The 17,816-nt window shown below is 51.6% G+C and carries 16 protein-coding genes; 6 read left to right on the plus strand and 10 right to left on the minus strand.

The genetic code is table 11. The features are described from left to right. The first annotated feature begins 268 nt into the window (after positions 1–268). Together AC56AD_RS00265 and AC56AD_RS00270 are read left to right on the plus strand one after the other, a co-directional pair. Positions 269–355, plus strand: coding sequence for a hypothetical protein (locus AC56AD_RS00265; RefSeq protein ID WP_397234073.1), 87 nt, complete (start codon positions 269–271; stop codon positions 353–355). Positions 356–459: 104 nt separating this feature from the next. Then, positions 460–1,173 (plus strand): UPF0149 family protein, encoded by a 714-nt coding sequence (locus AC56AD_RS00270; RefSeq protein WP_012506914.1) that lies wholly within the window; start codon positions 460–462, stop codon positions 1,171–1,173. Between the two features lie 119 nt (positions 1,174–1,292). Here the strand turns inward: AC56AD_RS00270 and AC56AD_RS00275 are convergent, their stop codons facing one another. The 6 genes from AC56AD_RS00275 to AC56AD_RS00300 all read right to left on the minus strand — a co-directional run bounded on the left by AC56AD_RS00275 (position 1,293) and on the right by AC56AD_RS00300 (position 8,320). Next, entirely contained in the window at positions 1,293–1,517 is a 225-nt protein-coding gene (locus AC56AD_RS00275; protein WP_012506915.1) for an addiction module protein, read from the minus strand. A gap of 655 nt (positions 1,518–2,172) precedes the next feature. Continuing rightward, positions 2,173–3,237 carry a 4Fe-4S binding protein gene (locus tag AC56AD_RS00280; protein ID WP_012506916.1) on the minus strand — a complete coding sequence of 355 codons (1,065 nt, stop codon included), beginning with the start codon at positions 3,235–3,237 and terminating at the stop codon, positions 2,173–2,175. 650 nt (positions 3,238–3,887) lie between these two features. Continuing rightward, a complete protein-coding gene (locus tag AC56AD_RS00285; RefSeq protein ID WP_041526591.1) occupies positions 3,888–5,465 on the minus strand; it encodes a DHA2 family efflux MFS transporter permease subunit in 1,578 nt (525 codons plus the stop codon). 63 nt (positions 5,466–5,528) lie between these two features. Further along, on the minus strand, positions 5,529–6,569 hold the full coding sequence (locus AC56AD_RS00290) for an HlyD family secretion protein (RefSeq protein WP_012506918.1): 1,041 nt from the start codon (positions 6,567–6,569) through the stop codon (positions 5,529–5,531). Then, complete coding sequence (locus AC56AD_RS00295; RefSeq protein ID WP_012506919.1) at positions 6,556–6,987, minus strand: universal stress protein; 432 nt, start codon at positions 6,985–6,987, stop codon at positions 6,556–6,558. Before AC56AD_RS00295 ends, AC56AD_RS00290 begins: the two co-directional genes overlap by 14 nt. A gap of 1 nt (position 6,988) precedes the next feature. Then, entirely contained in the window at positions 6,989–8,320 is a 1,332-nt protein-coding gene (locus tag AC56AD_RS00300) for a TolC family protein (RefSeq protein ID WP_012506920.1), read from the minus strand. Between the two features lie 207 nt (positions 8,321–8,527). Between AC56AD_RS00300 and AC56AD_RS00305 the strand changes: the two genes are divergently transcribed. Continuing rightward, positions 8,528–10,627, plus strand: a complete 2,100-nt coding sequence (locus tag AC56AD_RS00305) for a sigma-54-dependent Fis family transcriptional regulator (RefSeq protein ID WP_012506921.1) — start codon at positions 8,528–8,530, stop codon at positions 10,625–10,627. Between the two features lie 36 nt (positions 10,628–10,663). On the opposite strand, the gene AC56AD_RS00310 is transcribed toward AC56AD_RS00305, so the two are convergent. Both AC56AD_RS00310 and AC56AD_RS00315 read right to left on the minus strand, forming a co-directional pair. Further along, a complete protein-coding gene (locus AC56AD_RS00310) occupies positions 10,664–11,857 on the minus strand; it encodes an aminotransferase-like domain-containing protein (RefSeq protein WP_012506922.1) in 1,194 nt (397 codons plus the stop codon). A 9-nt stretch (positions 11,858–11,866) separates the two neighbouring features. Then, complete coding sequence (locus AC56AD_RS00315) at positions 11,867–12,295, minus strand: ACT domain-containing protein (protein WP_012506923.1); 429 nt, start codon at positions 12,293–12,295, stop codon at positions 11,867–11,869. A 493-nt stretch (positions 12,296–12,788) separates the two neighbouring features. Between AC56AD_RS00315 and legP the strand changes: the two genes are divergently transcribed. The 3 genes from legP to AC56AD_RS00330 all read left to right on the plus strand — a co-directional run bounded on the left by legP (position 12,789) and on the right by AC56AD_RS00330 (position 15,908). Next, complete coding sequence (gene legP / locus AC56AD_RS00320) at positions 12,789–14,135, plus strand: Dot/Icm T4SS effector Zinc-dependent metalloprotease LegP (protein WP_012506924.1); 1,347 nt, start codon at positions 12,789–12,791, stop codon at positions 14,133–14,135. A 72-nt stretch (positions 14,136–14,207) separates the two neighbouring features. Further along, positions 14,208–15,494, plus strand: coding sequence for a radical SAM/SPASM domain-containing protein (locus tag AC56AD_RS00325; protein ID WP_012506925.1), 1,287 nt, complete (start codon positions 14,208–14,210; stop codon positions 15,492–15,494). Positions 15,495–15,545: 51 nt separating this feature from the next. Beyond that, complete coding sequence (locus tag AC56AD_RS00330; protein ID WP_012506926.1) at positions 15,546–15,908, plus strand: YbaY family lipoprotein; 363 nt, start codon at positions 15,546–15,548, stop codon at positions 15,906–15,908. 14 nt (positions 15,909–15,922) lie between these two features. On the opposite strand, the gene AC56AD_RS00335 is transcribed toward AC56AD_RS00330, so the two are convergent. After that, complete coding sequence (locus AC56AD_RS00335; protein ID WP_012506927.1) at positions 15,923–17,224, minus strand: phenylacetate--CoA ligase family protein; 1,302 nt, start codon at positions 17,222–17,224, stop codon at positions 15,923–15,925. Then, positions 17,221–17,811: an indolepyruvate oxidoreductase subunit beta gene (locus AC56AD_RS00340; RefSeq protein ID WP_012506928.1), complete on the minus strand. Its 591-nt coding sequence runs from the start codon at positions 17,809–17,811 to the stop codon at positions 17,221–17,223. The genes AC56AD_RS00335 and AC56AD_RS00340 overlap by 4 nt, the downstream gene beginning before the upstream one ends. Positions 17,812–17,816: the final 5 nt, after the last annotated feature.

The raw sequence follows: 17,816 nt of genomic DNA on the forward strand, positions 1-17,816 counted from the left end.
AATTGTGAGAAGTATACCTCTATTTTGTAATATTGGGTCTATCGGCATATGTTAATATCTTTGCTGTATAACAAGCCTTAAATTATTTACTAAGGTACTTCAGGGGGAAGTCGGGTTTGGACAACCGTGATGAACGCCTCTAAATAGTGGTTGACATTGTATTCTCCTCGACAGCAAATCGTATACGCGAATTTTTCGAGTTGAGGAACTGGCAATTCTGCTTGTACGCACTCCTGAAACGGTTCGTCAGAGCTATCTTCGTCCGCTTTTGCTTGATGGGCGGATCTCAATGATCCGTCCCGATGTTCCCAATGACCCAGAGCAAGCGTATCGGGCAGTTGAGATAGATGAATGATGAGGAGAGATGCCGTCAGGAACAGGACGGATCAGTAGTGGGTGAGCAAGTATATGAATGAATGATCGGACGACATAAAATTACAGAGTAATCAACCCAACACGATGATGACACAGAACCAACTTTCAGATAACGGCTCGATTCAAATATCCGATAGTGAACTTGATGAGCTTCAAAATTTTCTCATGTCGGATGCCCTCCCTGGAGGGGCAATGTCGCTTGACACACTTGATGGATTTTTTACAGCATTGGTTATTGGGCCGGTAACCGTTCTCCCCAGTGCATGGTTGCCTTTGGTTTGGGATATGAGTGGAGGAGGAGAAGAACCGGAATTTGAGAGTCAGGAACAGGCGCAGCGCATCGTAGAATTGCTGATGAAGTTGATGAACAGCATTGTCGAGTTGTTGTCGAAGTATCCGGATTATTATGAGCCACTGCCAGATACGTATTCGTATGAAAGTGAGGTAGTCAGGGACTCGCTGATCAAGCTCTGGGCGATGGGATTTATGATCGGCGTCAGTTACAACGAAGCTGACTGGGAACCGCTCCTTTCGGATGAAGCCGCCTCAGTACTGCTATCTGCGATTGCTATGCTCGGCATAAGGCCCCACGATGCAGTTCCGCTGCCTACTAAGAAGTTTCGGGAGATTTGGGAGAATGTGCCTGATTGTGTGCTGGCACTCAATGAGTTCTGGCGCCCCTTCCGACTCGGTGAAATTATCAGTGCCAGGGGGATGGCAGGAGCCGGGCGAATCGGACGCAATGATCCATGCCCCTGCGGCAGTGGAAAGAAGTTCAAGAAATGCTGCGGGAAGTGACGTTTTCTGGCAGAATACGCTCATTTATTGATCCGTCACTTCAAGCGGCTTTGCCACTTCTTTGGATCCCGGGATGTATTTCATCGACATCCTGTTGTGCTTCCGGTGCGATGATGAGTTCAGCGGACATAACGGCTTCGTGCCCTGAGTTTTACCTCGGCCCAAGAAAGTCCCGAAGCCGGGTTGTTCGCCAAATTAGCTTTTCGTCGAGCCAACTCCTTCTTTTGCCATTCATATACAGGAACCTCTGATGGGGTCATCGCCAGATCATCCCAAAGGTCTTCTACCAGTTGAAGCTTCTCTGGTGGACTCAGATCAAACACAGAAACAGTATTGGTATTCATTGTTACCCCAGCGGTTCAGCGATGTTTTTGCAGGTTGATATGGAAAAAGCTGATGCGTAATGAATAAACAGGCAGTTGTTTGTCTACTCATTTGAAATTGAGACCATGGGCCTGACTGAATATATACTGGCGAAGGTGTACCTCCATTTTCTGGCATGGCATTACTTAACGATAAAATTTACATATTTTTTCATGATGCCCAAAGCCCTCGAATTTCATGCTATGAATAACCATGCGCCTACGTGCTTGTTGATGACACAGGTACGGTATTGCTGGCCTACAGTGCATTTTTGCGCATATCAATTAAACAGAGTGCTGCGGTCAAGATATCCCTTGTTCACGAGGGTCGTTTCAACCAATCTTGTTGAAACATTGAATCACTATAGGACTTATTCCTCGAAGCTCTGCTTCGTGATAGAATTCTTAAACATAAACTCATACCCCGTAGCTCTGCTGCGGGGTAGTTGATTGCTCACACTAATGACCATGATTCGTTGTCCAAGGGATACCTTTTGGTTGCCACGCTCTTTGCCGTGTTCCAATTGATGCTTTTCATTTCGATTTATCACAATGTGTGCAGTTTGGCAATGGCACACAACTTGTTTTTGCATGTGGTAAAGTGCTGCGCATAACCTGCGGCGCACGCCTTTCCTTGTCAGACTGCAGTCTGGCTGTCAGGTTGATGCGCCTGTTGGGCAGACCTTTTCGAGGCTGGCTTTATTACGCGAAGGTAGTCGGAGGAGGAGAGGCTCGGGCCCATCTTCGTGCCCAGCACCTCTTCTGGACACACGCTCGTGCACGTCAGACAGAGCACGCACTCTGTCGACAAGACTGGCTTGCCCTCCTGCACGTAGCGCATGACGTCGATGTCCATCGGGCAGTTGACCGTACACTTGGTACAGCGGGTGCACCTGTCGTTCTTCGGTGCGATTCGTGTCATCGAAACACTCGCTGACGGCTTGAGGAACCCGACGATAGGACAGACGTACTTGCAGAATGCACGGTTGTCCTTCAAGACGACCGCGAGCACGATTCCCGAGCCAAAGTAGAGTAGATTGCCGATAAGGAACCACCACATCTCCGGAATCATGAACATGCTGGTGTACTGTGGTGTATCGGTCTGGATCGCCTCTTTGTAGATCACGATTCCGTGCTGGCTCTCGACGGTGTAGCCGAAGATGAACACCAGACTCGCGACGAGTCCGAGAGCAAGTGCAAAGTGGAGATAGCGCAGGTGTCCCCAGCGTCCCGGAACCCGTCCGGGGGACATCTTCCAAGGCAGGAGGTCGAGTACGGCGGCTGTCCAGCATGCCCACCCGCACCAGCCTCTGTTGAAGAAGATGGGTCCGACGATCTTGGCTACGAAGTAATGGATAGCAGCGGCTTGGAAAACACCAGCGAAGACCATGAACCAGAAACCCTCGATCTCCATATTCTCCGGCACGATGACGCCGAAGCTCAAGTAGATCAGCCCGCAGCCCAGCCCGAAGAAGAGGTATCCGCCCACCAAGACCTGTGACAACCTTCGCGCCCAAGGCTTCTTGTCTCTGGGGAGCAGAGGCCAGAGACCCATCCCGAGCGAGATCGAAAGCCCGATTATCGCGAAGTTGATAAGATAGAAGGGCTGATCGAACGCCTGCCAGAACCCGATGGCCACAGTAGTGAACACAGCCATCATGAGGAACATCAACTTGAATTCGGCCAACTTCGGTCTGATCATGGTGCTGACTCCTTGAAGGGCGGTGCTCCTGAAACACCTAAACCGCAGATTTTTGAGATGAAACCTATATAATACGTCAGTCAAAAACTACTCAGAACGCTGCCAACCGCTTTCACATAATTTGCGTAAATCTCTTAGAGCTTGTTCGTGAATAAATCGAATGGCACTTGAACGCTAAAATAGCATCAGTTTTACCAACTATTTTTCATTTTTGATACTGTTGCTATAGAGGCGAACATGCAACGCTGCCTGAAATAATTCCAGTAATTTCGTACCGTGTTGTAATGGTTGAAGCACTACAGCCGACATTAAAACCGTGTGCGAATGAGCAATCATCTCATTTTTTCTCATCGCTTGTCTTGTAACCAACAACAGCCTGATGAAAGTATAGCGAAATAATGGAAGGCCATCAAAAAAAATAGCGCGATAACTATCCGATAACTACTCCCTAAAGCGCCTGTTTTCAACAATCTTGTGTTACAAGAAAGCGGGATGTAATCTGATCGTGGACGCTACATGTGATATGTGATTATACAGACCTGAACGCACAGTTCTGATTAACGGTAACCTCTTTATTTTCAGCGGATAAAAGCTGTATAGCACAAAAACACCCCTTGCAGGTGTGCTTTTGGCGACTTATACGATAATGGTCAATGTGCCGACGACAGATCTACAGGCTCCTTTTTCTGTATCCTGATCAGGAGCAGCAGCGGCAGGCAAACCGTAAAGAGGAATGCTATCAGCATGAAGGCGTCCATGTAGGCAAGGTGGTAGCTCTGGGCTGTGAGGGTTCCTTCAAGCGCTTTGAGTGCGACGGTTTCTGCTCCGGCTGGTGATAGCCCGCCCCGGATTGTGGCGGCCTGTTGCAGCAGGTTGATCCTTTCTGCGGCTGCCGGGTCGTAGGGAGAGAGGTGGCTGAGCAGCTCCACCCTGTGTGTTGCCATGCGGTTGGTGATGTAGGTGTTGGTGAGGGCGATGCCGAATGATCCGCCGAGCTGGCGCACCATGTTGTTGAGTCCGGTGGCCTGCCCGATATCTTTGCCGTGCAGCCCTGATACGGCAAGCATGGTGACGGGAATGAAGATGAATCCGAGCGCCACACCGCGCACAAGCAGTATCCAGAAGAAGTTGGATGAGCCGGACTGCATGGTCTGCTGGCTGAGTTCAAAGCAGAAGAAAATAAAGGCGCTCATGCCAACGGCCATGAGTAATTTTGGTGAAACCCCCCGTTGCAGGGCGATGCCGAGGGGGAGGGAGATAATGCCGGTGACCATGGCGCTTGGAAAGAGTACCTCCCCGGTCAGCAGTGCGGTAAAGCCGAGCAGTCGCTGCACAAAGACTGGAAAGACGAAGAGTGAGCCATAGAGGCCGTAACCGACAATAAAGGTGAGCACTGCCGCAATGGCGAGGTTTTTGCTCCGGGCCAGGACGCGCAGATCGACGGCGGGCTCTTTGGTGTGCAGTTCCCAGAAGACAAATGCAAGGAGGGCTGCCACAGCAATGAAGGTGAAAATGGTGATATAGGGTGTGTCAAACCAGTCTTTCGATTGACCTCGTTCAAGGATGAATTGCAGTGAGCCGATACCGACGGCGAGAAGTCCGATGCCCGTCCAGTCGATTGTTGTCACGGCATGGCGTCCCTTTGGTTCTCTGAGATAGGTGAAGGATGACCATGCGGCAAGAAGCCCGACCGGAATGTTGACGAAAAAGCACCATTCCCACGAAAGGTAGTCAACCAGATAGCCTCCAAGCAGCGGGCCGATGGTGGGCCCGAGCACGAGCCCCATGGAGAAGATGCCGGTTGCCTTGCCCCGCTCTTCAGGGCGGTAGGTTTCGTAGAGGATGGCCTGTGAGGTTGGCAGAAGCGCACCGCCGCCGAGTCCCTGAATGAAGCGGAAGAAGACCAGTGCCCAGATGTCGGTTGCCAGGCCGCAAAAGAGCGATGCAAGGGTAAAGAGCAGGATGGAGCCGATATAGTAGTTCCGTCGCCCAAGCAGATTGCCGAGAAACCCGGAGAGGGGAATGACAATGACGTTGGCGATGGCATAGCTGGTGACCACCCATGAGACATCCTCGATGCTTGCGCCAAGGTTTCCGCTGATCTGCGTGATGGCGACGTTGACAATGGTGGTGTCGATCAGCTCCAGCATGGCTGAAACGATAACCGTCAGGGTTATGATGATTTTGCGCAGTCCGGTGTCGTAGGTCTGGGCTGTGTTCGGCAGCATTGCCGCTACCGATGTGCCTTTCTGTTGTTCTGGTCGAGCCATGCGTCTATGAGAGCTATAAATTTATTTGACCTTTATCTCGACTACAACGTTCATGCCGGCGGAGAGTGGGCGGCTTTTGTCGGGCTTTTCGGTCAAGATGATTTTTACCGGAATACGCTGGGTGACCTTCACAAAGTTTCCGCTTGCGTTATCGGGGGGCAGCAGTGCGAATTGTGCGCCGGTGCCTGAAGAGAGCGACTCCACCTTTCCCTTGAACTCTTTGCCGGGGTATGCGTCAACCTTGATGGTGACCGGCAGTCCGGGAGCTATTTTGTCGAGCTGGGTCTCCTTGAAATTGGCTACAATCCAGAGATCGTTGCTTCCTACAAGAGCGATAAGCTGCTGGCCGGGGGCTACGTATTGCCCCGGCTGGACACTTTTTTTTGCAACGTGACCGGAGGCAGGAGCGGTAATGGTGGTGTACGATAATTGAAGCTCAGCCTGGCGCAACTCGGCTTCGCGTTTTTTTACCTCAGCTTTTTGCAGGGGCACCAAGGCAAGCGATGCCTGGTACTGGTTTCCGGCAGCAGCATATTGTGCAGAGGAGGCCTGTGCACCGGCCTTTACAGCATCGAACTCTGCCTGTGAAATGACATCCTGCTGACGGAGATTTTCGTTGCGGCGCAGGTCAGCCTGCAGCTTTCTGCTTGTTGCTCCTGCCGCATTGGCTCCCGCTTGTGCAGCATTTGCCTGATCGGCTGAGGCCGCAACGGAGGCTTGTGCACTCAGCAAGGCGGCTGCGGCAATGTCGCGGCGAACCTCATAATCGGCAGCTTCAAGCCGTATCAGGGTGTCGCCCTGTTTGACCTCCTCGTTATCGCTTGCCAGTACCGCATCAACTCTTCCGGGAACGCGTGAAATAACCGGATAGATATCTCCAACGATCTGGGCATTGTCGGTTTCAACGTAGAGGAAGGAGTGGTAGAGCTTGCTTCCACCCCAGATCAGGGAGAGGGCGACAAGCAGGCCGATAATGACCATGCGCAAAGGGCTTTTCGCTTTCGCACTCTCTTTTCCGGATGGATTTTTTTCAGCCATTGTGTTTGATTCAGGTTGTTCCATGGTCTTTTTTGTTGTTATTAGGTGTTTTCAGAATGACGACGGGACATGCAGCATGGCGCAAAACGGCTTCAGCAGTGCTTCCTACCAGAAGACGGGCAATGGCTGTGGTTCCGTGGGAACCGAGGATAATCATATCCGCATGGTGCTCTTTTGCGTAGTTGAGAATGGCTGCGGCGGGTTCGCCGTGCTCTACCGTAAAGAGCGCAAGGGCTTTGTTTTCGGAGAGGATGTCACTGTATCGCGAAAATTCATGCAGTTGCTTTCTGAGCATTCCGTTTTCACGCTCTCCTCTTGGCACAACAGAGAGGACAATGAGTTCTGCGTCACAACAGTGCATCGAGGCTGCATAATGTACGACGGCATCAGAGGAGGCAGAAAAATCGACTGCGCAGATAATTTTTTTTCGTGGCTTCTCCATTTTACCAGAAAACCTCCCCGGTTGTCCGTTTCAGCGTATAGTTGTTGATCACATAAGCGTAAGCGGCCTGCAGACGGGCAAGTTCGGCCTGCGAGAGGGCAGCTTCCGTATCGAGCAGGTCGAGCGCTGTGGCCATGCCGTTTTCATAGCGGGCCCTGACGTGACGTGCTGCAAGTTCAGCCTGCTGTACCTGTACTCCGGTTGTTGTTATTTTTTCCGAAGCTGTCTGAAGAGCGTGGATGGTTTCCTCGACATCAGTTTTTACCTGCTGTTCGGTATCGATTCTCCGCTGGGTGGCAGCCCGCATCCGGGCGGCGCTCTCCTGGCGCTCTGCGCTGGTACGGAAGCCAGTAAAAAGCGGGATTTCAAGGTGGATGCCAGCGGCAACATTATTGCGCATCTCATTGATATCAGGCTGGTAGCCGTTCGTGATGCCGTATGAGATGCTTCCGGTAACAACGGGTACTCCCTGTTTCATGGCAAGGGAGCGATGCAGTTTTGCTGCAGCTTCATTTTCTCTGGAGAGTTGCAGTTCAAGACGCTGCTCCAGAGCCTGTGCGACAAGTCCGGAGCTTACCGGAACGTTCGGGGTCAGAGCAAATGATCCCTGAAGCATCAGGGGAGCGTTTGCCGCTATGCCGGTCAGGCGCCGCAGGGTTAACTGGCTGCGAAGAAGCTCATGCTGGAGATCAAGGGTTCTGTTTCGGGCAGCCGCAATACGTACTTCGGTGGAGAGAACATCGAAGCGGGTGGCCGATCCTGCCTGGTAACGCTTTGTCGTATAGTCGAGAGCCTTGCTGAGTGCAGCAATCTCTTTCTCTTCAACCCGCAAACTTTCCTGAAGAAACAGAATACCGTAAAAGAGCTGCACAGTTTGATACGAGAGCTCCCTGCGGGCAAGTTCCAGCGACTGTTCCGCTGTTTTTTTCCCGCTCATTGCCAGATCAACATTGGCGCCTCTTTTTCCGAAATCGAGCAGGGTTGCCTTGGCCGTTACTTTGGCGTCGTAGTTGTCGTTCGGCATGAATTGAATCTCTCCGCTGCTGCCGAAACTTATTTTTGATACGGTGTCGAGCCAGGTGTATCCGGCGCTGGCGCTTACCTGAGGGAAATATGCGCTTCTGCTTTGGGTGATGCGGGCATCTGCTGCGGTAATCTCTTCCGCTGCGGCTTTTAGCGCCGGGTTGTTTTCACGGACAAGATGAATGGCACGATCAAGGGTGAGGGGCGCTTCTGCCGGTGCGCTGTCGGCTGTTGCAGGCCTTGGCCATGCAAGCATCAGCGCTGTTGCAGCGATACCGGCGGTTCTGATCAGTATACTCTTCGTTATCATAAAGCTTTTGTTTGTTCCGTTATTTCCTGTGCTACTTTATAAAGCAATTTATGTGCCAGATCGTTCAGATGAGGTGATAATCAGTGGGTTTGGTGCTTTGGCGGGTGTCGTTTTCCTCCCACTTCTTACGAAATTCTTAAATAATCAGAATATTCTGTATCATGTTTTCTTAAATTTCAGGAATATCAATTTCCTTTTTGTTGTGCCATGAGCAACTCATCCGTCCATGAGGCCAGCATGCTGATGCAGTACATCAGCGATGCCGTCGGCTCCATCCGTGATCCCCAGGATCTTTTTCGAACGGTCATCGACAAGCTTCGCCTTGTCTTCGAGTTTGATTCCGCCGCCATTCTCACCTTTGACAAAGAGTGCCGGTACAGTAATCTCTTTTTTGAAATGCTCCGCTTTCAGCTTCCTGAAACCATTGATCGTAACAAGAGGCTGATTGCAGGCTCCTGGATTGAGCCGCATCTTGGTGATCTCTCCGTTTCAGTTATCGGTATCGAGGAAGCTCTGGAGCTCTATCCTGCGGATATGCCGCTTCCGCAGATCCTCTTTGACCTCGGCATGCGGCAGGTGGTGCTTTCGCCACTGCGTACCGGGGGAAAGGGTATCGGCTTTCTCTGTTTTGTTTCAAAGGATGAAAAAAGATGGTCAGAGAGTGAAAAAGAGCTGCTTGCCACACTTTCATCACCGATCGCCGTTGCGGTCAGCAACGCCCTTGCCTATGAGGAGCTCCGGCAGCGTGAAGCGCAAACCGCTATGCAACTTGCCGTCAACAATGTTCTGCTGACCATCAAGGATAGAAACCGGATGCTGTTGGCCGTTTGCGAGCAGATCGACAAGCTTGTGCCCTGCACTTTCCTTGGCATTCGCGTCATGGGCGAAGATGGAAACTACCGCATCTTTGATAATTTCATGCGTGATCAGAGCGGGGGTTTTGTGCCGGTCTCTGCGATTGAGGTACTTGATGTTGATGATATTGAGGCGATAGCAAAGGAAAGTTTTTCCCTGATTTCCAATTCAGGCTGTTTTTGTGGTGATGCGTTTCTCCGGCTTTCCCGGCAGTACCGGATTCTCGCTCTCGTCAAAGAAAAATACGGTATCTGCTCCCTGCTTACGGTTCCGCTCTGGGATACACCGGGAAGTCGTGCCGGACTGATTATCTCCGACACCTCCCGCTCGTTCGAAGAGCATGACCAGGCAACCGTCAACCTGATCGTGCCCCAGCTCTCTTTGGCCTTGCAGAACTATCTCGCCTTTGAGGAGATTGATGAGCTGCGCCGCAAGCTGGAGGGCGAGCGCACCTGCCTCATTGAGGAGATCAAGGCAGCGCATAACTTTGAGGAGATCATCGGTAACAGCGCCTCCCTTTCTGCGGTATTGCGCCGGGTGAGCCAGGTTGCTCCTACCGATGCCACAGTGCTGATTCAGGGTGAAACCGGCACCGGCAAGGAGCTTTTTGCCCGAGCCCTGCACAATCTTTCAGCCCGCAGCAAGCGTGCGTTAATCAAGGTTAACTGTGCGACTTTGCCTGGGCCGCTCATCGAATCGGAGCTTTTCGGTCACGAAAAAGGGAGTTTTACCGGCGCCACAGAACGCCGGATCGGCAAGTTTGAGCTGGCCGAGGGGGGGACGATTTTTCTGGATGAAATTGGTGAACTCCCTCTGGAGCTGCAGGCAAAGCTGCTTCGCGTGCTTCAGGAGCGTGAGCTTGAGCGGCTTGGCGGACGGCAGGTGATCAAGGTTGATGTGCGTGTTATTGCGGCCACCAACCGTGATCTCGCGCGTGAGGTTGCCGAAGGGCGCTTCCGTGAAGATCTCTTTTTTCGGCTCAACGTCTTTCCCCTTTTTATTCCGTCACTCTCTGAACGCCGGGAGGATATTGCCATGCTTGCCGCCCATTTTGCCGCCAAATTTTCAAGGGAGTTCGCCAGGCCGCTTCGCACCTTCAGGGAGAGCGATATGCAGCGTCTGGTCGCTCGGGAATGGAAGGGCAATATCCGCGAGCTTGCCCACCTGATCGAGCAGGCGGTTATTGTTTCTGAAGGGGCGTCGCTGGATTTTTCAGCACTCCTCTCATCGTTGCCCTCCGTTCAGGATGCGCAGCACTCTCTGCGACAGAAAACCATGCGCGATTTTGAATCGGATGTAGCCATGATGGAGCGGGAGTTGATTCTGGATGCTCTCGACCACTCAAACGGCCGGGTGAGCGGTGAGGGTGGCGCTGCAGAAAAGCTTGCCATGCATCCGAAAACGCTCTACTCCCGTATTGACAAGCTCGCTATCCGTAAACGATACCAGTAGGCTGCGGGGAGTGTTGCAGCTTTATCCGAGAATCGTTTATCCACAGAACTTCCGGATGGCTGCCGCCACAATCGGAATGCCCTCGGCGATCTGCTCCGGGCTGTTGTTGCAGTAGGAGAGGCGCAGGGAGTTGTTGCGCTTCCCTTCAGGATCAAATGTTTTTCCGGCCACAAAGACCGCGCCACCTTCGACGGCTTCCATCATGATTCGGGTTGCATCAGCCTCATCCGGCAGCGTGAGCCAGATGTAGAAGCCTCCACGAGGTTCGTTCCACTGCACATAATCAGGCATATGCTCCCTGAGAGCGGCCACCATGGCCTCCGCCCTTCTCTTGTACTCCTGCCGTACTCCCGCAATATAGGTGTAGATTTGACCTGAACGTATGAAAGCATCGGCCAGAACCTGGGTGAAGCTTGGTGAGCAGGCATCGGCAGACTGCTTGATAAGCTCGCATTTCTGATAAATTTCATCGGGCGCGAGCATCCAGCCAAGCCGTAAACCGGGGCCGAGAATTTTCGAGAAAGAGCCGGTATAGCAGACGTTGATCCCTGCCGGATTGATTGCCTTGATCGGCTTTAGGCGCGGGCGATCCTCTTCATAAAAATAGAGGTCACCGTATGCATCATCTTCAATGAGCGGAATATGCTGGCCTTGAAGCGCATTGATGAGCTGCGCCTTGCGTTCAGCAGTGTAGAGCAGCCCTGCCGGATTATGGAAATAGGGGGTGATATAGAGAAATTTTGCCCTCTCTTTCCGGTCGAGTTCCTGCTGCAGCGCCTCCATTGAAATACCGTCGCGATCAACCGCGACCCCTCTCAGCTCCGCCTCACTGGCTCGGAATGCCGAAAGCGCCCCGATAAAGCAGGGATTTTCGACAAGCACAGGCTCCCCCGGATCAATAAAGGCTTTGGCCAGCAGGTTGAGCCCCTGCTGGGAGCCGGTGGTGATAAGCAGCCGGTTCTCTTTAACCGGTAACCCCTTTTTTTCAAGGAAGCCGCCGAGTGACTCAAGAAGTGAGGGAAGACCGGGTGTCGGGCCATACTGAAATGCCGCCTGCTTCTTTTTCAGGTCGAGCCCACGGAAAAGCTCTTCAACTGCTTCCACGGGAAAAAGCTCATTGCCGGGCATTCCCCCCGCAAAAGAGATGATGTCGGGCCTCGACGCAAGGGTCATGAGATCCCTGATTTCCGAAGAACGAAGCGATGATACAGCTTTTGAAAACCTTGGCATTTTCTCCCTTTAAACCTGATAGACATCCCCTTCCTGCAGCAGTTCCATTTTATGCTCCTGCAGGACAGCGATAATTTTTTCCAGTGATTCCGCCCTGATGATGACCGTTGCCTTGCAATTCCCGGAAGCGAAGGCGTACATGTAATCAATCGCGACGTTGTTATCCGAAATGATCTGCAGCGCCTTGTGCAGGCCGCCTGGTTTGTGGGGAATAATCATCCCGACAACCTCGGTCACTTTGACAGCAAATCCCGCTTTGCGCAGCACCTCAGCCGCCGCCTCGGGACGTCCGACAATCATGCGCAGAATGCCGTAGTCGGACGAATCGGCAATGCTGAATGCCGAAATATTGATATCGTTTTCGGCAAGAATACCGGTCAGTTCGGTGAGCCGCCCAGTCCTGTTTTCGAGAAACACCGACAATTGCTTGATAATCATAGCAGTACCCTTTTTTATAATAAGTTATGGCATCTGTGCCACAAAAATTACAGGATGAAAGCTTCTACCACCTGTTTACCTCATCATGACAAGAACTCGTCAAAACAAGTTAAAAACCTGAAACAAAAGAGAATGCAGGAACATACAAAAAAGCCTGCACTCGGAAATAAAAAAAGCCGGGCATAAACCCTTTTTCACAAGTTTGCTGTTGATCGAAGCTCGTTTTGCGCTGTTCGAGCTGGTTTCCTCTTTTATTGATGTGGAATATATTGTATAATGCGTGTATACTTCCCTCTCTTTTCATAGCGGTGTGGCTTTGGGCTTTGTTTAACGATTTTGCCGATCACTCTTAATTATCCCTGCACTCTCTGACGGTTTTGGTAATAGGGTGGCCGCACAGGCGCCTTTACTCTGCAATCCGGATACAGACTTTTTTTATAAAGCATAGTTCTCATGTTAATCGTCATTTAACATTATAAAAAAGGAGAAAAAAATGGCAGCAAAAAAAGATGGAAATCCAAAGGAGTACGGTGAGTTGTGCCCTTCCGGCAGGGTTCGTACGGCGATTATTAATGGTAATACGTTCAGTTATAAATCGCTTCAGTATACCGAAGTTGATGGCATGGCCATGTTCGAAGGCGATATTGTTCTCGGAAAAGTTGCCGATGTCGATCGTGATACTGAAATTCGTAAACAGGAGATGCAGGGGGTTATTGCACGAGGAATTATTATTACCGGTAATCAGTACCGGTGGCCCAATTGCAAAGTGCCCTATACCATTGATCCGGCTCTTCCAAATCAGGCGCGTGTCACTGATGCCATCGCTCACTGGGAGGCGAATACCCGCTTTCGATTTGTACTGCGAACTGCAGCAAATGCGGCAAGTTATCCAGACTGGGTAACCTTCAGGTCTGGCTCGGGGTGCAGCTCCTATGTTGGTCGGCAGGGTGGACAGCAATTTATCTCTCTTGCATCAGGTTGCTCAAAAGGTAATGCAATCCATGAAATTGGTCATACGATCGGCTTTTGGCATGAACACAGCCGTGAAGACCGGAATGCCTTTGTCACGATTCACTGGGACAAAATCATGCCGGGATATGAGCACAATTTCAATCAGCAGATAGCCGATGGCGATGATGTTGGCGCCTACGAGTATGGCTCAATCATGCACTACTCTCGCGATGCCTTTTCAATAGATGGTTCCGATACGATTACCCCCACTGATCCGTCAGCGTCGATTGGCCAGAGAACAGGGCTCAGCCCTGGTGACATAGCAGCGGCAAACACTCTTTGTCCGTTAGTTGTTTGTCCTGCGGCACCGAAAATATGTCCTTCGTCGCCAATTATCCAATGTCCTGCGGCACCGAAGGTATGCTCTCCAGCACCCCTTATACAATGTCCTGCGGCGCCAAAATTGTGTCCGCCATCCCCGCTGCAGTGTGCTGCTGGCCCCAATTGTGCTCCGGCACCAAAAATTGTATGTCTGCCATCACCGCTCCTTAAATGTCCTCCGGCTCCGAAAATCTACTGCGGGGCGGCTCCTTTGGTTAAACCTTTTCCGGGGGAAGAGATACGCCGAAAAGGTTATTCCCTTGATCCATCAACCGGTACCGGGCAGGGTGGTATGAACCAGATCCCCCAGATTGTCATCAACATTAATTTTAATGGCTATCAACCGCCGACAGTCCAGACGAATTATTCAGGAACAGATCCCTATGCTGATGAAAACAGTGACTGGACAGCTTCCGAGTACCCGGATCCGGGAGATTGTTGCGATAATTCCATGACTGATGAATCAGTCGGGAGTTCCGGAAATTTTGATCCGGAATGTTCAGAGTAAATTGATAAGTCACGGTTAACAACTACGGCAGCATCAGCTTTGGCTGGTGCTGCCGTTATTCATAATACATATATGAGTTATCCCTATTTCCCGTTTTCTCTCTGCCAGCAGGAAGATGGTCAGTTCATGCTCTCTTCGCCATACGGGGAATGCAAGGTCAATCGCGATGCAGCAGCAATCCTCAGGTTGTGTAACGGCAGTCGCTCTCTCCAGGATATTGTTGGAAAACTGCAGGCTCGTTATGATCTGGATCATGCCCTGATGCATGTAAAATCTGAAAAACTTATCAATAATCTCGCAGCCAAAGGGCTGGTATGGATCAAAGAAAAACCCATGCGCTGGTTCAACGCACCTCCGCCCCAAACGATATTCTGGGAGGTTACCTCTCGCTGTAATCTTCAGTGCCTGCACTGTGTTGTTTCCGCAGGAGAGAGTGTGACTCATGATCTTTCAACTCGGCGCTGTCTGGAGTTGATTGATGAATGGGCGGCCATCGGAGTACAGGAGATCACTTTCAGTGGGGGAGAGCCACTGCTCAGAGAAGATTTATTCGAACTGGCCGCAGCCGCAAAACAGAGAAATCTCACGATCAGTATGGCAACAAACGGTACCTTGATGACGAGGGATGTGGCTCGAAGATGCAAAGCTCTCGGTTTTGATGTGCAGATCAGTCTGGACGGATCGACTGCGGAGATTTACGGAGCGGTTCGCGGGCGTAAAGAGGCGTTTGCTGATGTCATGGAAGGAATTCGCAATACGCTTTCCGAGGGTGTTAACCTTACCGTCGGAACCGTTTTGACAAAAAATAATGTCGATGATATACCGGAGTTGCTGAAATTGGTGGAACGTTCCGGAATTCCTTATTTCCGCCTGATTCCCTTTATCCCTTCCGGTCGGGGACAACAGAACCGTGATCTTGAGCTTGATCCGCTGCAGGTAAAAAAAGTATCGGAAGAGCTTGTCGCACAACGGGATCTCTGGTCGTTTACCATTCTTCCGGTTGAATTTGAGCTCACTTTTTCAGCTCCTTCAGGCGCATCACTTGATCGGTCAAGAGCAAGTGAATGTGGTGGAGCTACTCACTATTGTACCGTTACTCCGTCAGGTGCTGTTCTTCCGTGCCATTATTTTGAAGGAGTGGTCACTCACTCAGTGAGAAACCGTTCATTCATGGAGGTCTGGAGAAATTCCCGCTTTCTTAACTATTTTCGCAGTATTGAGATTGGTGATATCAAGGGATACTGTCATGATTGCCGTTGGCTCGCTGATTGCCGGGGTGGTTGCAAGGCTGCAAATTTCAGTTATAAGGATCCTTTCCAGTCAAACAGGCACTGTTGGGTTGTCAGGGAGAACCAATAAGAGATCGCCGATGTCCTGAGGTCAATCACTTCACCATTATGAGGAAAGAGCATGATTGTTTCATACCGTATCTCGTTTCCTGAGCCTCTGATTCTTCCTTCAGCGGCTTCTCTCCGTATAGAAATCCGTGATACGTCACTGATCGATGCGCCATCCGTCACCCTTGCGGTAACGCTGTACCATGCAGATCAGCTTGCGAACAGAGCGTTCATTATCGGAACAGTTGAGCTGCCGGAGCAGATTTCGCCAAAAGCTGCGATAACGCTCTGGGCACACCTCTCCCTGAGCGGTGAAGTTCGTGTCAACAAGGAGGACTTCATCACGACAAGTGCATACCCCATTATGAAAACCGATGAGCATGGTCAGGTTGTTGTTGCGATGCAGCCGGTTGACTCATCGGCCCGTGCAACCTGACCGGCTGAGCTCTTCTATTTGAGTTTTCGTTTGTCCACAACCCGCTGTGCCTTGCCCATGCTGCGCTCGATGGTGCCGGGTTCAACCAGTCTTATGGTTGCGCTGATGCCAAGGACGCTTGCAATATTGGCCTTGATGCGTTGGCGGAGCCCTTCAAGTTCCTTTATTTCATCCGAGAAGAACTGTTCTTCAATCTCGACCTGGATTTCAAGAATGTCGAGGTTGTTTTCTCGATCGACAACCAGCAGGTAGTGCGGTTTGGTTTCGCTCATTTCAAGCAGTACTGATTCTACCTGCGAGGGGAAGACATTGACGCCGCGTATAATGAGCATGTCGTCTGAACGGCCTACGCATTTTTCCATTCGTACCAGTGTTCGACCGCATTCGCATTTGTCGGCATGGAGGCGGGTCAAATCGCGCGTGCGGTAGCGGATCAGTGGCATTGCCTCCTTGGTGGCCGGCGTAAAGACCAGTTCGCCCAGCTCTCCGTAGGGCAGCACAACGCCGGTTTCGGGGTTGATGATTTCCGGAATAAAGTGATCTTCAAAGATATGCATCCCTTTCTGGCAATGGCACTCCATCGAGACGCCAGGCCCGATGATTTCGCTGAGGCCGTAAATGTCGTATGCCTTGATGCCGAGTAATTGCTCAATCTGCGTACGCATCTCCTCCGTCCAGGGTTCTGCGCCGAAAACGCCGGCCTTAAGCTTGAGGTTGCGCCGGTCGATCTTCTCTTCAACAAGAGCTTCGCCAAGGTAGGCGGCGTATGAGGGGGTGCAGGCAATCACGGTGGAGCCGAAGTCCTCCATGAGCTGAAGCTGTTTTTTTGTATTGCCACCGGAGATGGGTATGACGGAGGCTCCCACTTTTTCAGCGCCGTAGTGCAGGCCAAGCCCGCCGGTAAAGAGCCCATAGCCGTAGGCAACCTGGATGATGTCGGTTTTACCCACTCCTGCCATGGTGAGCGAACGGGCAACCACTTCGCTCCACATCTGGATATCGTTGTGGGTGTAGCCGACGACGGTAGACTTTCCTGTTGTGCCGCTTGAGGCGTGGAGACGGACAATATCGGCCTGCGGTAACGTAAAGAGGCCGAAGGGGTAGTTGTCGCGCAGATCCTGTTTGGTGGTGAAGGGGAGCTTTTTCAGATCATCGATGGTGGTGATGTCGCCGGGCTCCATCCCCGCATCCTGAAGTTTTTTACGGTAGAAGGGAACGGTGTTGTAGACCCGTTCTACCATAGCGCTTACCCTTGCTCCCTGCAGTTTGCGGAGCTCTTCGCGCTCCATACACTCGTAATGCTCGTTCCAGATCATGACACAGTCGCTTGAGGTTGAGATAATTCCACTCCTTTTCTGAATGCCCGGATGTTCATGGCAACAATTTCTTCCCCTTTTGCCTGAAAAAGGCGACCGATGGCCTCTTCAAGTTTTTCCTGATCGATGCCGGTAAAGGGGGCGGCGGCTCCGAGCATGATCATGTTCGACGTTCTTGGGCTGCCAGCCTTGCGGGCAAGTTCCGGGGCGTTGATCAGTATGGGCTGGTTTGTGCGGTAGAGTTCCCTCATAATTTCCTCCATTGCCGGATAGCCCTCCATATTGATGAAGGGCTCTGTTGAGGTGACGACCCTGCCATTTGTAGCGAGAAAGGGCAGATAGCGCAGCGCTTCGAGCGGTTCTACCGAGAGGATCAGGTTGGCCGTGCCTTCTGCAATAAGGTCGGAGTATATCTCCCGGTCAGCAATACGGAGGTGCGACTGCACCGCTCCTCCCCGCTGGCTCATGCCGTGCACCTCTGCCTGACGGATGGTGAGGCCGCTCTGCAGTGCGGCTTGGTCGATCACTGCCGCGATGGTGAGTATTCCCTGTCCGCCGACTCCGGCAAGAATGATGTTGGTCTGCATGGTCT

The organism is Pelodictyon clathratiforme (assembly GCF_982375515.1).

What these genes read in the sequence shown, in the direction of transcription:
- AC56AD_RS00290 (WP_012506918.1), bottom strand. Translation starts at nt 6,569, where the DNA reads ATGGAACAACCTGAATCAAACACAATGGCTGAAAAAAATCCATCCGGA.
- AC56AD_RS00300 (WP_012506920.1), bottom strand. Translation starts at nt 8,320, where the DNA reads ATGATAACGAAGAGTATACTGATCAGAACCGCCGGTATCGCTGCAACA.
- AC56AD_RS00280 (WP_012506916.1), bottom strand. Translation starts at nt 3,237, where the DNA reads ATGATCAGACCGAAGTTGGCCGAATTCAAGTTGATGTTCCTCATGATG.
- AC56AD_RS00310 (WP_012506922.1), bottom strand. Translation starts at nt 11,857, where the DNA reads ATGCCAAGGTTTTCAAAAGCTGTATCATCGCTTCGTTCTTCGGAAATC.
- AC56AD_RS00315 (WP_012506923.1), bottom strand. Translation starts at nt 12,295, where the DNA reads ATGATTATCAAGCAATTGTCGGTGTTTCTCGAAAACAGGACTGGGCGG.
- AC56AD_RS00305 (WP_012506921.1), top strand. Translation starts at nt 8,528, where the DNA reads ATGAGCAACTCATCCGTCCATGAGGCCAGCATGCTGATGCAGTACATC.
- AC56AD_RS00325 (WP_012506925.1), top strand. Translation starts at nt 14,208, where the DNA reads ATGAGTTATCCCTATTTCCCGTTTTCTCTCTGCCAGCAGGAAGATGGT.
- AC56AD_RS00295 (WP_012506919.1), bottom strand. Translation starts at nt 6,987, where the DNA reads ATGGAGAAGCCACGAAAAAAAATTATCTGCGCAGTCGATTTTTCTGCC.
- AC56AD_RS00330 (WP_012506926.1), top strand. Translation starts at nt 15,546, where the DNA reads ATGATTGTTTCATACCGTATCTCGTTTCCTGAGCCTCTGATTCTTCCT.
- AC56AD_RS00340 (WP_012506928.1), bottom strand. Translation starts at nt 17,811, where the DNA reads ATGCAGACCAACATCATTCTTGCCGGAGTCGGCGGACAGGGAATACTC.
- AC56AD_RS00285 (WP_041526591.1), bottom strand. Translation starts at nt 5,465, where the DNA reads ATGCTGCCGAACACAGCCCAGACCTACGACACCGGACTGCGCAAAATC.
- AC56AD_RS00335 (WP_012506927.1), bottom strand. Translation starts at nt 17,224, where the DNA reads ATGATCTGGAACGAGCATTACGAGTGTATGGAGCGCGAAGAGCTCCGC.
- AC56AD_RS00270 (WP_012506914.1), top strand. Translation starts at nt 460, where the DNA reads ATGATGACACAGAACCAACTTTCAGATAACGGCTCGATTCAAATATCC.
- AC56AD_RS00275 (WP_012506915.1), bottom strand. Translation starts at nt 1,517, where the DNA reads ATGAATACCAATACTGTTTCTGTGTTTGATCTGAGTCCACCAGAGAAG.
- legP (WP_012506924.1), top strand. Translation starts at nt 12,789, where the DNA reads ATGGCAGCAAAAAAAGATGGAAATCCAAAGGAGTACGGTGAGTTGTGC.